Below are 13,766 nucleotides of genomic sequence, written 5' to 3'. Positions count from 1 at the left end.
AATATTTTAAATTCAATAAATTGATATGAGCAATAACTATTTAAACAATATGAACTCATCCGACGAACAAGAACTCGAATTTCATAAAAATACAGAAACTATATTAGTAATTGATGATAGTCCAACAAATTTAGAAATTCTCCACGATGTCTTGGGAAATGCTGGTTATGAAGTATTAGTAGAAATGGATGGCGCTAGTGGAATTGAACAAGTAGAAACTAATCCGCCTGATTTGATATTACTAGATGTGATGATGCCGAAAATAGATGGGTTTGAAACTTGTCGTAGATTGCAAGCCGATCCTTCTACAAAAGATATTCCCATCATTTTTATTACAGCACTTACAGAAGCAGAAGAAAAAGTTAAAGGCTTAAATTTAGGGGCTGTAGATTACATCACAAAACCATTTGAGCAACAAGAAGTTATAGCTAGAATTAGCCTGCATTTAAAATTACGAAAGTTAAACTTAGAATTAGATAAACAAAAACAAGAATTAGAAGTACGAGTTAAAGAGAGAACTTTAGAACTTTCTCAAACTTTAGAGCAATTAAAACATACTCAGCTACAGTTAGTTCAGACAGAAAAAATATCTTCCTTAGGACAGTTAGTTGCTGGTGTTGCTCATGAAGTTAATAATCCTATAGGCTTTATTTCTACAAATTTACATTACGCTAATCAGTATATAGAAGACTTATTGATATTAGTAGGGCTTTTTCAAAAAAATTGCTCTAATCCCGGTAGCGAAATTGAAGCACAAATAGAAAATATGGATTTAGGTCATATTGCAAAAGATTTACCTAAATTAATGTCTTCAATGAAGCTAGGTACCGACACTATAAAAGGAATTATGCAATCTTTACGAAACTTTTCTCGTACCGATGGAGACAAGAAAAAATTAGTTGATATTCATCAAGGTATAGAAGCTACATTAATGATTTTACAACATCGTCTTAAAGCTTATTCTAAACGTCCCGCTATTCAAGTAATTAAAGACTATAGCATTTTACCTAAAATCAAATGTTATCCGGGACAACTTAATCAAGTGTTCATGAATCTATTAGCTAATGCTATCGATGTTTTAGAAGAATCAATGAACGATAGTATTTGTGTAAATCATGAAGAATATATTCCTATTAATCCTCAAATTCGTATTGGAACTACCATAGATAAACATCACGTTACTGTCACAATTGCTGATAATGGCAAGGGAATGCCGGAATCAGTGATGAATGATATTTTCCAACCTTTCTTTACTACTAAACCTGAAGGAAAGGGTACTGGTTTAGGACTTTCAATTAGTTACCAAATTATCACCGAAAATCATGGAGGTAATTTACAATGTATTTCTTCTCCTGGAGAAGGTACGGAGTTTATAATTAAAATTCCCTTCTAAATTATCTGCAATTATCAAATCACAATTGAAAATATATTCTATTTTTTATTTATATTAATCACAATCAAATTTAATCAAGTTAAACTTGCAGTTGTATATCATAAATAACTTGAATAATTCAGGACTTACGCAAGCGGCACATTTTTCTTGTAGGGTGCTGTGACTTCCATTAATTTTCAACGTAGTAATAGGGTTTTTAGTGTCACGCACCAGCCTAGCATTATGACAGCTGCGTAAGTCCTATAATTAATCTTATTTTTGTTTAAAAGTAACAGGTAATTGGACGTAGTGATAGGCTTTCTTTCTTAAAGAGCGCTTACAACTTTTAACTAATTTTAAAACCAGAAAGTAATAGTTATAGCAAGCCTGGTTAATTGCTTACTTAGAACCTAAAGCTATCACCAATTACCAATTACCTATTATCAATTACCCATTAACGGACAACATCTTCTACCCAAACGGAAACGGAACCACCATTGCAGCGAAATTCAGCCCAACCCCACTCGTTAGTAGAAACGGGTTCTTTGACATGTTCGGTTAAGTCGTAAAACTTGGTATTTGGTTTACCAACTTCCATCCATTTAGTTCCCCCTGCTCCGTTACTCATGATTACTGCCATTGCTTGAGGATGTTCTGGATTGCCCAATCTAGTCCACCCGATAATGTCCCAATGGTCAAAGTAATTGTACTGATAGCCATAGGCAAAATGTTTACGAGCATAAAGAAATTTATCTATCAACCACTGATGGGAAGGTAAATAAATCGGATAAAGATTTCCATCCCTGCCATAGTCTTCATATTCCGCACCGTAATAGTCTGCGTAGAATACACAGGGATAACCTTCTTGACGCAGTAAAATTAAAGCATATGCTAAAGGTTTAAACCACGGTTCTACGGGAGCTTCCAAAGCTTGCAACGGCTGCGAATCATGATTTTCGACAAAAGTAACGGCATGAGTCGGACGTTGCTGTACAAATGTATTATCGAAAATACGCCGCATATCGTAACTTTCACCGGATTTGCTGGCGTAGTGGAAATTGTAGTGTAAGGGAACATCAAAAAGTGACATTCTTCCACCCACTGCATCAGCAAACCAGTGTAAAGTACCGATATCGTTATACCAATATTCGCCTACCGAAAATAATTCTTTACCAGCATGGCGCTCCATTTCATCCAACCATATCGGGAAAAACCACGATGAAATATGTTTGATAGCGTCTAAGCGGAAACCATTCACACCGGTTGTATCCAGATACCATTTACCCCAATTAATTGCTTCGTCTTGCACTTCCTTATTTTGAAAATCGCAATCGCTTCCCATTAAATAAGAAAAGTTGCCGTTTTCTAAAGCAACATAATCGTCAAACACCTTACCTTCGAGTAAATATATATTTGAAGAATCCTGAGTGTATTCGTCGTAATCTACCGCATCAAAATGCCACCAATGCCACTCAAATTTTGAATATTTACCTTTTCTGCCGGGAAATTTGTAATGGGTATAGCATTTAATATCGCGCATCTCACCTTTAGGATTTAAGCGATCGCTCTGAGAAAAAGGAGTCGCTTTGGCGATTTCTGTATCATCTGCACCAATGCGGTGATTTAATACCGTATCCGCATAAACTTCAATTCCCGCACCTTGGAGAGAATGAACAGCATCTACATATTGTTGACGGGTACCGTACTTAGTGCGAACAGTTCCCTTTTGCTCAAACTCACCCAAATCATACATATCGTAAACAGCATATCCCACATCGTAAGTTCCACCCATTCCCTTATAAGCAGGTGGAAGCCACATCGCCGTAAAACCCGCTTGGGCTAATTCTTCCGCTCTTGTCTTCACTTTATCCCACAGCATTCCATCGCCGGGAATGTACCAATGGAAATACTGCATTATCGTACCGTTAATATTTGACATGGGAGTGCTGCTGATAACTGTACATTAAGCACTATAGTCTCTAAAGTATTAATCAGCAAAAATACCCCATGGTTATGTAGCTATTTTACACAAATAATCACTTATGAATCGACTTGAACCTATCTATAGGACTACTATTTGATTATTGAAAAATACGTAGGGTGTGTTGTCGCGGAGCGCAACGCACCATCGGGTATTGGTTCCGGTGCGTTAGGCTAAAGCCGTAACACACCCTACAAATACCTAATTTTATTCAGAAATCAAACCGGATTCCTATATATTCAAATTTGGCATCATTGAGTAATTCAGAATTTCCTATTCCCAAGTAGCCACATCTCGAAATACTTGAGGAATTTCTGTCGATTGGGGAAATTCTAATACAGTTTCTCTAACACCCAAATATCCCGATTCAGTAAAAGACATTAACATCCTTCCTAAAGCAAACCAAACTTCACTTTCATACTCCCAATCACCATAACGCCCAGCTTTACCAGCAATCGAACGCAAAGCCCAGAAATAACTATTTCTCACCACCGAACCACCTTTTTTATACTCCGGTATATCTTCGTGGCTTATATACAATAAATCATCTTCAATTCTGGCTTTCATATTTACAGTGAACAGTTATCAGTGAACAGTGAGCAGTGAGCAGTGAGCAGTGAGCAGTGAACAGTGAACAGTTACCCATTACCAATTACCAATTACCAATTACCAATTACCAATTCCCAATCCCCCATGCCCCATGCCCAATTCCCTATACCCAATTTCCAACTCCCAATTTATTGGCAATTTCCACTTTCCCAGTCATTTTCTGTTGTACGGTTTCGATTAATTTTACCGTTCTTTGATAAGCTATTTTCTCACCTCGATTTACAAAATGATTTGCTGCTGTTTGTAAATCCTTGATAGCGGCTTGTTCGTAACCAAGATTGTGGTAAGCGACACCCCGATTTACATAAGCGATCGCATTGTCGGGATCGAGCTTAACAACTTCACTAAAATCGCGCAATGCTCCCCAATTATCGTGACTTTGAACGCAAGCGCAACCCCGATTAAAATATGCTCTATCATCTGCCGAATTCAAACGAATTGCTCTTGAAAAATCTAGCAACGCCGCAGATAAATTTTGCAATTCAAAATTAACCAAACCCCTATCGTTATAAATATCTCCCAACAAAGAAGTTGTTAAGTCAGGAGTTTGAGTTAATGCCAAATTATAATCTGCAATTGCTTGTTGATGATTTTTTAAAGCAGCATTAGCTATGCCTCGATTGTAATATGCTCGGAAATCATGAGGCTTGAGTTTAATAGCTTCATTATTGTCTAAAACTGCTGCTTGATAATTTCCCAATCTATATTCTGCAAGTCCTCTATTTAAGTAAGCTTCAGTATTATTGGGTACAAAATTTATTGCTATCGTGCAATCGGCAACAGCATTATGGTATTCTTCTAATTGAAGGTAGGTCAAACAACGATTGCTATAAGCTACGCCAGAATTACTATTTAACTCAATTGCATCGGTAAAGTCTTCAATAGCTTGTATATAATGACCTAACTGAATATTCTTTACTCCCATTTGTAAAAAATCACCCGATTTAAATTCTTGAGAAGATGGTGATGAAAATGCAGGAGAAATAATTAAAAAACAGTTAATAACTGCAATCAAAATAAGATTGATCGTCAACTTGTAGCAGCAATTCATAAACAGTATTTCCGCGAATTGTTGGTATAAAGAAAATAGTAGGGCAAGTCAGACTTTCCCTACTATTTAAAAATAATTAAATTACGATTCAATTCTTACCAACCTGCTTCAGCTTTCGACAAAACGTAAGCAGCTACATCTTGGATTTGTGCATCGCTTAAACGCCCTTTGAAAGCAGGCATTGCATTTTTACCATTGGTAACTTGATTTGTGATAGCTTCTATGGAATACATGTCATACTTTTCCAAGTCAGCTTTGCTAAGTGTTTTTTGAGCGTTAACCAAATTTCTACCGCCTGCGTGACAAGAAGCGCAGTTAGCGTTAAATACAGCGCCACCAGCAGCTGCATCAGCTAAAGCAGGACGATTAAAAGCAAAACTGAAAATTGCTACACCCAGCAGCAATATTGACAAAATCTTCTTCATTCTGTGTTCTCTCTAGGATTTAAGGATTATCCAGTACAATGCCAATATTTTCCCCATGAGCTACTAACAACGTCAAATGACAGGCTGTCATACTTGGGCACAGGCTATAGGGCATAGGGCATAGAGCATAGGGCATTGGGCATCAAGTACCTCTGTTTTTTAAGTTTTATGAAGCTATGTGAAGGAAGATAGGAGTTGTAAAGTTATTTGGTTTAGGTTTAGCCGCGTATATCACCCATTCCCAATTCCCAACTTTTTCAACTCCTTTCCGGTAACGCGGCAAATTTGCCAATCTTCTAGAATATCTGCTCCCATGTGGCGATAAAATACTTTTGCGGGTTCGTTCCAATCTAAAACGCTCCATTCTAATCTGCCGCAATTTCTTTCAACTGCGATGCTGGCAATTTTGCGTAAAAGCGCTTTTCCAATTCCCTTTTGACGGTATTCTGGCAAAATAAATAAATCTTCTAAATAAATTCCCGGCTGAGTCAGAAAAGTTGAATAATTATGAAAAAATAAGGCGAAACCCACACCATGCCCGTTTACTTCCGCTAATATAGCTTCGGCATATTTCTTAGAACCAAATAAATGCTCTTTTAGTTTTGCAGCACTGCCGGTTACCGCATCACTAAGTTTTTCATACTCTGCCAACCCTTTGATTAATTCAAATAATACGTCGCAGTCTTCTGGTTGAGCTAAACGTAAAATTAAATCGTTATCGGTCGTCATTGGTTATTTAAAATATCAAGGATGAAGTGTTTAGTATGAGGCAAACCTATCCTAAACACCGGGCAGCTTTACAAAACTTTTTATCGAATTGTTCCTCTACGCGATGGCGAAATTATCTTTAATCCCCTGGCAATTTCTTCATGGGTTGCCGTTCCATTTGCAACTTTCGGCATGATATTCATTAATTCCAAAGCCAAATCTGTAGGAATTCCCCATGCCTCCAGACGCTTTAGTTCCAAAATATCAATGCCTGCTTCTAAGCCTTCTAAGTATTCTTCTACGGTAACTCCAAAGTCTTGAATTTCTTGCATAGATACAATTCCCTAATTTTTAGTTGATATTTAATTGATAAATTAATTTTCTCTCACCAGAGATAATTAAAAACAAGCAAATTTTAAATACTTAATTTAAGTATTTTTAAATAAAAATATATTAACTGCTGTATTTATAAATTGACTTATCTGAATACGAGTTTTGCTATTGTATGCAGAATTACATTACTAGATTGTGTTAAAAATAATGCCAGACGTTAGTTTAAATTCATATCTTGCACGCTGTCAATACCGCCTTTAAAAAAATTTAAAGAGGTGAATATTGCTTCAAAACTAGAAATGCTATTCTCCCCAGTATTGAAGATTGTACAAGAATATTTCTCAACTATATAACCATCCACCAGGGATTATAAATCCCTGGCTAATAGCTAAACTCCTTTCAAGAGAATCAAAAAAAAGGGCGTTGCTCAACCCTGGTATGAATTTATTTTTTCCTTCATATTCATGCCCCCTAAATTCCCCCCAAAATGGGGGACTTTTAATTATCTTGTTCCCTCATAGTTGTGGGCTCGCGGGGACAATTTATACTTTTAATCAGCAACGTCAAAAAAAGTGATAACTGTTAACTGCTCACTGTTAACTGACTATATCAACCAACCTTTTAAACGCTTGGCAATATGAGGGCGACGCAATTTTCGCATTGCTTTACTTTGAATTTGTCTTACCCTCTCGCGAGAAAGATTGAACATATTGCCAACTTCCTCCAAAGTACAAGGCTCGCTACTTGTTAAGCCATAGCGTAAGGAAATTACGTCTTTCTCCCGTGGAGTTAATACGTCTCCTAAAACTTCCCAAATCTCTTGACGCATCATGCTTTCGTTCATTCTTGCTTCTGGAGATTGGTTGTCTTCATCTTCCAGTAAATCCATTAGCTCGGTGTCTTCTTCTTTACCGACGCGATGATTCAATGAAAGCGCTTGACGACGCAATTGCTGTAATTGACGCAACTGGTTGGCTGGAATATCTAAAACTTCAGCCAATTCTTCTTCAGTGGGATTCCGCGCTAATTTTTGTTTTAATTCTCTTTGAGCTTTTTTGAGTTTGTTAAGTTTTTCTACAATATGTATGGGTAAACGAATCGTTCTCGCATCATTAGCGATCGCTCTGGTGATTGCTTGACGAATCCACCAATAAGCATAGGTTGAAAATTTATATCCCTTATCTGGATCGAATTTTTCAGTAGCGCGGTTTAAACCCATTGCCCCTTCTTGAATCAAATCTAAAAAGGGAACTCCACGATTGAGATATCGCTTAGCGATGGAAACCACAAGACGCAAATTAGAACGAATCATTTTCCGCTTCGCTACTTTTCCTTGGTATAAGCGATGTTCTAATTGCTTTTGGACAATCCCCATCTCTTTGGCAATAGCGGCTTTATCGGGGAAATATCCTAATTTTTCTTGGGCTGCGGCTTGTGCTTGCCTAACTTCTTCGAGGATACGTACTCTTCTAGCTAATTCAACTTCTTCGTCGGGCTTTAGCAAGGGGTAACGCGCCATTTCTTTAAAAAATGCCCCTACAGCATCATCGTACTCAGTTTTGTTATATCCTGTAGGTTGCGCTGCTGCTAAATCATCCCCATTGCTTGCTTGCGTATCAATATTTTGAGCAATTAAAGCTTCCTCGTCTGTCACTACTTCTAAAACGTTAACTGCTTCTGATTGATTCTTATCAGCAACTTTCTGCATACTTTCCATTGTTCCCAGTTGTGCAATATTCATAGTTTTTTTAATGGGGATTGTTGCTTAATACGGTAAATAACGTAAGTGACAGCTACTGTAGCGAGCATTTAGAGCGCTCATAATTTTGCTGCTCCTAATATGCTTGGCACTCGAACTAATAAAATCCCTTGTGGTTTCATAGCTTGACTTTCAAGAATCAAAGAAAGTTTTGAAATATTTGATGCTATTACCCACTTATATGACGTAGTTATACTTTTCACCTACAAATATAAACTTGATTAACCGTTGTAAATATATTCTTGATTTTTTTTCTCTAACAGAATAGTCTTCTTATCACCTCCGATTTTTTATTTACTCAATAAATATTTAAAAATAATCACTTCTCACTAATATTTTAACTTTTTCTATGTTTAGCTTAATACTTTTGGATTTTTATCTTGCTTAACTATCCATAGAGAATTCTATCTTTTGATTTATCAATATGTAACTTTTAACAGTGTCAGATGGCTTATCGTTTGAAATATTGCAGGTGAAACTCTAGGGAATTATTCCCTATGTTAAAGCATCTCATATACTGCCAAAGCTGAATATCTATCAATAGAGAGATTAGCCCTATTCCCTAAATGGTAAACAGGAGCAATAATTGACTATTAGTCAGTAAACCTATTGGAGATAGTATATCAGGTATCAAAAAGTCATTCTTTGATAGTTTCTGTAAGGTTTGTTTGTGAGATAACATATCTAGGAAATTTATCAAGTATTATGTCGATTGAAAGTATTGCGAAATACATTTTATCTATTCCTATAGTCCGGGTCTTAATACTTGGATAAGCCGAGTAAATTTTGCAAGACCGATATTGGTAATTATTGATCGCTAAAAGAAAAAATATGTATACAACTAACGCTGCTCTATCAACTGCGATCGCGGCTTCAGCAAGGGTCGAATATAGCTATACAATTCCCCAACATCAATGGGTTGAAGTATTAGTAGACTGTCCGAGAATGACAGGATTATTAACTTACGGATTGCCTCCGGGGTTAGAAGTACAACCCGGAGATATTTTAAGCGTGCCATTAAATACGCAAACTATTGGTGGGATAGCGATTCGTAAATTATCGCAGCCTCCGAAGGATATACCAATACAAAAGATAAAAAATGTAGAAGATGTTGTCAGCTCTGGCTTTTTCCCCGATTTTTACTGGGAATTATTGAATAGAATTGCCAGATACTATTACACGCCTTTAATTCAAGTAATTCGCGTTGCTTTACCCCCCGGTTTGCTGGGAAAATCTCAACGGCGAATTCAGCTTATTGCTCATCAAAATACTCCCCAATATTTATCTTCTTCTTCACTGTCATTTTCGCTGTCTCCGGCAGCAAGAAAAATACTCGACTTGCTTCAAGCTCAGCAAGAAGGAAATTATAGTTTTGTTTATCTAAGCCGACAAGTTCGGGGTGCTTATCGTGCAGTCAGAGAATTAAGAAGATTGGGATTAATCGAAACTTATTTAGAAGCGCCACGTCTAACTAAGCCAAAATTACAAAAAGCAGTAATATTAATCAAAAATAGTTTTAAACAAGATTTGACCGCTCGTCAAACAGAAATTTTAGAAGTGTTACGCCGACGCGGTGGCGAAATGTGGCAAACTGAATTATTACAGGCTTGCAGCACCAGTTCCTCAGTTATCAAAACCTTAGAAAAAAAAGGTTATGTTGTCGTAGAAGAAAAAGAAATATTGCGAACTGATGCTCAAGATAATGTAGACGAAACATTTACAGGAGGGCTAGCAAAAAACCTGACATCAGCCCAACAAATAGCTTTAGAAACTATAAATAATATTAATGGATATGCATCAATTTTATTACATGGAGTTACGGGATCGGGTAAAACAGAAGTATATTTGCAGGCGATCGCACCTTTATTAACAGCAGGTAGATCGGCATTAGTATTAGTTCCTGAAATTGGATTAACACCACAACTAACCGACCGCTTTCGTGCTAGATTCGGCAGTAAAGTTAGGGTTTATCATAGCGCTCTTTCCGATGGCGAACGTTACGATACTTGGCGACAAATGCTAGCAGGGGAAGCCCAAGTAGTCATCGGCACCCGTAGTGCTATTTTTGCACCACTGCCAAATCTCGGTTTAATCGTCTTAGACGAAGAACACGATTCCTCATTCAAACAAGATTCACCCATTCCCACCTACCACGCCCGTAAAGTTGCAGCTTGGCGAGCAGAATTACAGAATTGCCCCCTAATTTTAGGTTCGGCAACTCCTTCTTTGGAAAGCTGGGTAGCTGCGGGGAGAAGAGGAGAGGGGGGAGAAGGGGAAGAGGGGGAAGAATTATTACCCAATGCCCAATTCCCAAAATCCTACTATCTCTCTTTACCAGAGCGCGTCAATTCTCGCCCTTTACCGCCAGTAGAAATAGTAGATATGCGCTCGGAATTACAGCAGGGAAATCGTTCAATATTTAGTAAGTCTTTACAGCAAGGTTTGCAAGAACTTGTTGAAACCGGGCAGCAAGGAATTTTATTTATTCATCGCCGGGGACACAGCACTTTTGTATCTTGTCGTAGCTGCGGCTATGTAATGGAATGTCCTTATTGTGATGTGTCGTTATCCTATCACCAAACCGAAGCCGGAGCGGCACAGGTTTTACGCTGTCATTATTGCAATTATGCGACTCCTCATCCTAAAAATTGTCCGGATTGTTGCTCGCCTTATCTAAAATTCTTTGGTAGCGGCACTCAAAAGGTAGCGCAAGAGTTAACCAAACAGTTTCCCGATTTGCGCTTTATTCGTTTCGACAGCGACACCACGCGCAACAAAGGAGCGCATCGCACTTTATTAACTAGATTTGCTAAAGGTGAAGCGCATTTATTGATTGGAACCCAAATGCTCACCAAGGGTTTAGATTTACCGCAAGTCACCTTAGTAGGGGTAGTTAGCGCCGATGGATTGCTACATTTATCCGATTACCGTGCCAGCGAACGCGCTTTCCAGACTTTAACCCAAGTTGCCGGACGTGCCGGTAGAGGTGAAGACCCCGGAAGAGTTATAATTCAAACTTACACTACAGAGCATCCAGTAATCGAAGCTGTACGGCAACACGATTATCAAACTTTTATTGCAGACGAATTAGATCAGCGAGAAGCATTAAATTACCCGCCATTAGGGAGATTAATTTTATTGCGTTTGAGCAGTTTAGATGACGTACAAGTAGAAAACACTGCCGCAGCAATCGCTGAAAAGCTCCAGCAACAATCGGAAATCGATGTATTAGGGCCAGCACCAGCAAGTATATTAAGAGTAGCAAATCGTTATCGCTGGCAAATATTATTAAAATTCACTGCCGAAGATTTACCAAAATTACCAAACTGGGAAGAAATACGTCAGCTTTGCCGGGATTCCGTTAGTTTAACAATTGACATCGATCCCTTAAATATCATGTAAGAAGTGAAGAGGGGGAAGAGAGGGAAGAGGGGGAAGAGGGGGAAGAGGGGGAAGATTAAATTACCAATTACCAATTACAAATTACCAATTACCAATTACCAATTACCCAAGATATATGAAACATATTTAACCGGACACAATATTAACTGTCAATTCCGCAACTTTTTTTGCTAATTTACTAGCTTCAATTGGCTTGGATAAATGTAATGTAAAACCAGATTGTAAAGATTCTCTTTGATTTGTTTCTCCTGCATAAGCAGTTAAGGCAATAGCAGGTATTTTTGAAGCTTGTTGCGAAGGTAGCGCTCGAATTTGACGCATCAGCGTATGTCCATTGACTTCCGGCATCGCTATATCGCTAATAAGTAAGTCGGGTGTTTTTTGTAAGAATAATTTAAAGGCTTCCGGTGCGGATGTAGCGGCTTGTACGGAAGCTCCGTGATTTTCGAGAACAAACTGCAAAAAATCTAAATTGTCTGGCTCGTCATCTACTATAAGAATATTTATACCGGCAAAATCTAAATCTAGACTGCTGCTATCTTCAGTTTTTTTAGGGATTCCCACAATAGACAAAGGTATCTCGACTGTAAATTTTGTACCTTTGTCAATTCCAGGACTTTCTACTTGAATGTTACCACCGTGAAGTTCTACTAAATGTCTGACAATCGCCAATCCCAATCCCAATCCACCAGTATTTCTAGTGCTGGAACTGTTTTCCTGACGAAAGTAATCAAATACATAAGGTAAAAACTCAGAATTGATTCCTTTACCCGTATCCCTAACTTTTACTTGAGCGCAGTTATTATGTAATCCTAACTCTATATTTACTTTTCCTCCCGAGGGGGTAAATTTGACTGCGTTAGAAAACAAATTCCAAAAAATTTGCTGCAAACGATTGGCATCTCCTTCTACAAATACGTTTTCTACAGGAAAATTGGTAATTATCTCCAGAGATTTAGCGTTAGCAGCTAAACGCACGGTTTCAATAGAAGCTTTAATAATATTTATTAAGTCAACGCTAACAGGGTTAAGCTGTAATTTACCGCGCAATATTCGCGAAACATCCAGCAAATCTTTAATCATTTCTGCTTGCAAAGAAGCATTACGTTCAATTGTTTCTAATGCCTTATCGATTCTATTAGCAGGTATTCTATGAGAACGTAAAAGTTGAGTCCATCCCAAAATTGGATTTAGAGGAGTTCGCAATTCGTGAGAAAGTACCGCTAAAAATTCATCTTTCACCCGGTTTGCAGCTTCAGCTTTAGCTAGTAATCTAATTCTTTCTAGTTCGGCTTGCTTGGCTTCGGTAATATCTCTTAAAGTAATTAGATTAGCGGGTTTACCTTGCCAATCTATTTTTACTACCCGCATTTGCGCTATCAGTTCCTTTTCTAATCCAGTAGAAATATCAACTTCGGTTTTATCTTCATCGGCAACGGGGAATCCAAATACTTCTCCTAAAAGTTCTTCTTCTTTACGATTAAATAGCCTCAATGCTGCGGGATTAATAAATCTTACTATTCCTTGTTTGTCAACCACCACTATCCCATCAGGGTTTTTAACAATCAACATCTGTAACTGCTTTTCGCTCTTTTTCAGCGCAGCTTCTACTTTTTCCCTGCGGGCAACTTCTACTTGTCTTTGCTGACGCTGTTTTTTTAATTCTATTGATTGATAAAATAAACGTTGCTGTAATTCGTTTAAATAAGCATTACATTTGTCTATCTCAACATCTTGACACTTTAATATTTTACTTATGTCAAGCGCTTTTCTAAAAACTAGGGGTAGTAGCTGTAAGTCATTTTTACTTAAATATTCGCTTGCTCCTGCTTTAATGCAGCGTACAGCGTCGAGTGCATTATCGGCACCGTTTACAACTACAAATGGAATATCTATTTTTTTTTCTCGTAATATTTGTCGAGCTTGTAAAAAATCTAATTTTGAATGTTGATAATCTACTAATATTATTTGCACTTGCGGATTTAAGTGAGCTAGATAGTCTGCTTCGTGTTCTATTTTTTTTACTACCAGCTTAAATTCGGTTTCGCTTAATAATCGCGATAATGTTTTTTCGCTTTCTTCGGCAGAATTACATAGCAATAATACATTTACTGGAACTGCCATAT

At 37.6% G+C, this 13,766-nt stretch carries 10 protein-coding genes; 2 read left to right on the top strand and 8 right to left on the bottom strand.

The features are described 5' to 3' along the window. The first annotated feature begins 25 nt into the window (after positions 1-25). The gene (locus tag RIV7116_RS26845) at positions 26-1,393 is read left to right on the top strand and encodes a response regulator (protein WP_015121475.1); all 1,368 of its coding nucleotides are present in this window, start codon (positions 26-28) and stop codon (positions 1,391-1,393) included. Between the two features lie 433 nt (positions 1,394-1,826). On the opposite strand, the gene RIV7116_RS26840 is transcribed toward RIV7116_RS26845, so the two are convergent. From RIV7116_RS26840 to RIV7116_RS26810, 7 genes are all read right to left on the bottom strand, one after another. Continuing rightward, positions 1,827-3,311, bottom strand: a complete 1,485-nt coding sequence (locus RIV7116_RS26840) for an alpha-amylase (RefSeq protein WP_015121474.1) — start codon at positions 3,309-3,311, stop codon at positions 1,827-1,829. A gap of 315 nt (positions 3,312-3,626) precedes the next feature. Then, entirely contained in the window at positions 3,627-3,920 is a 294-nt protein-coding gene (locus tag RIV7116_RS26835; RefSeq protein ID WP_015121473.1) for a hypothetical protein, read from the bottom strand. A gap of 145 nt (positions 3,921-4,065) precedes the next feature. Beyond that, positions 4,066-5,013, bottom strand: coding sequence for a tetratricopeptide repeat protein (locus tag RIV7116_RS26830; RefSeq protein ID WP_015121472.1), 948 nt, complete (start codon positions 5,011-5,013; stop codon positions 4,066-4,068). Positions 5,014-5,108: 95 nt separating this feature from the next. After that, positions 5,109-5,438 carry a cytochrome c6 PetJ gene (petJ, locus tag RIV7116_RS26825; protein ID WP_015121471.1) on the bottom strand — a complete coding sequence of 110 codons (330 nt, stop codon included), beginning with the start codon at positions 5,436-5,438 and terminating at the stop codon, positions 5,109-5,111. 231 nt (positions 5,439-5,669) lie between these two features. Then, positions 5,670-6,167: a GNAT family N-acetyltransferase gene (locus RIV7116_RS26820; RefSeq protein ID WP_015121470.1), complete on the bottom strand. Its 498-nt coding sequence runs from the start codon at positions 6,165-6,167 to the stop codon at positions 5,670-5,672. Positions 6,168-6,247: 80 nt separating this feature from the next. Next, positions 6,248-6,478: a hypothetical protein gene (locus RIV7116_RS26815; protein WP_015121469.1), complete on the bottom strand. Its 231-nt coding sequence runs from the start codon at positions 6,476-6,478 to the stop codon at positions 6,248-6,250. A gap of 605 nt (positions 6,479-7,083) precedes the next feature. Beyond that, entirely contained in the window at positions 7,084-8,220 is a 1,137-nt protein-coding gene (locus RIV7116_RS26810; RefSeq protein WP_015121468.1) for an RpoD/SigA family RNA polymerase sigma factor, read from the bottom strand. Positions 8,221-9,069: 849 nt separating this feature from the next. Between RIV7116_RS26810 and priA the strand changes: the two genes are divergently transcribed. Continuing rightward, positions 9,070-11,640 carry a primosomal protein N' gene (priA, locus tag RIV7116_RS26805; protein WP_015121467.1) on the top strand — a complete coding sequence of 857 codons (2,571 nt, stop codon included), beginning with the start codon at positions 9,070-9,072 and terminating at the stop codon, positions 11,638-11,640. A gap of 126 nt (positions 11,641-11,766) precedes the next feature. Here priA and RIV7116_RS26800 read toward each other — a convergent pair whose 3' ends face one another. Next, the gene (locus RIV7116_RS26800) at positions 11,767-13,764 is read right to left on the bottom strand and encodes a response regulator (protein ID WP_015121466.1); all 1,998 of its coding nucleotides are present in this window, start codon (positions 13,762-13,764) and stop codon (positions 11,767-11,769) included. Positions 13,765-13,766 lie beyond the last annotated feature (2 nt).

Source organism: Rivularia sp. PCC 7116 (genome assembly GCF_000316665.1).
Taxonomy (GTDB): Bacteria; Cyanobacteriota; Cyanobacteriia; order Cyanobacteriales; family Nostocaceae; genus Rivularia.
The sequence above is the reverse complement of the archived record's forward strand: the minus strand, read 5'-3'. Positions and strand labels throughout refer to the sequence as shown.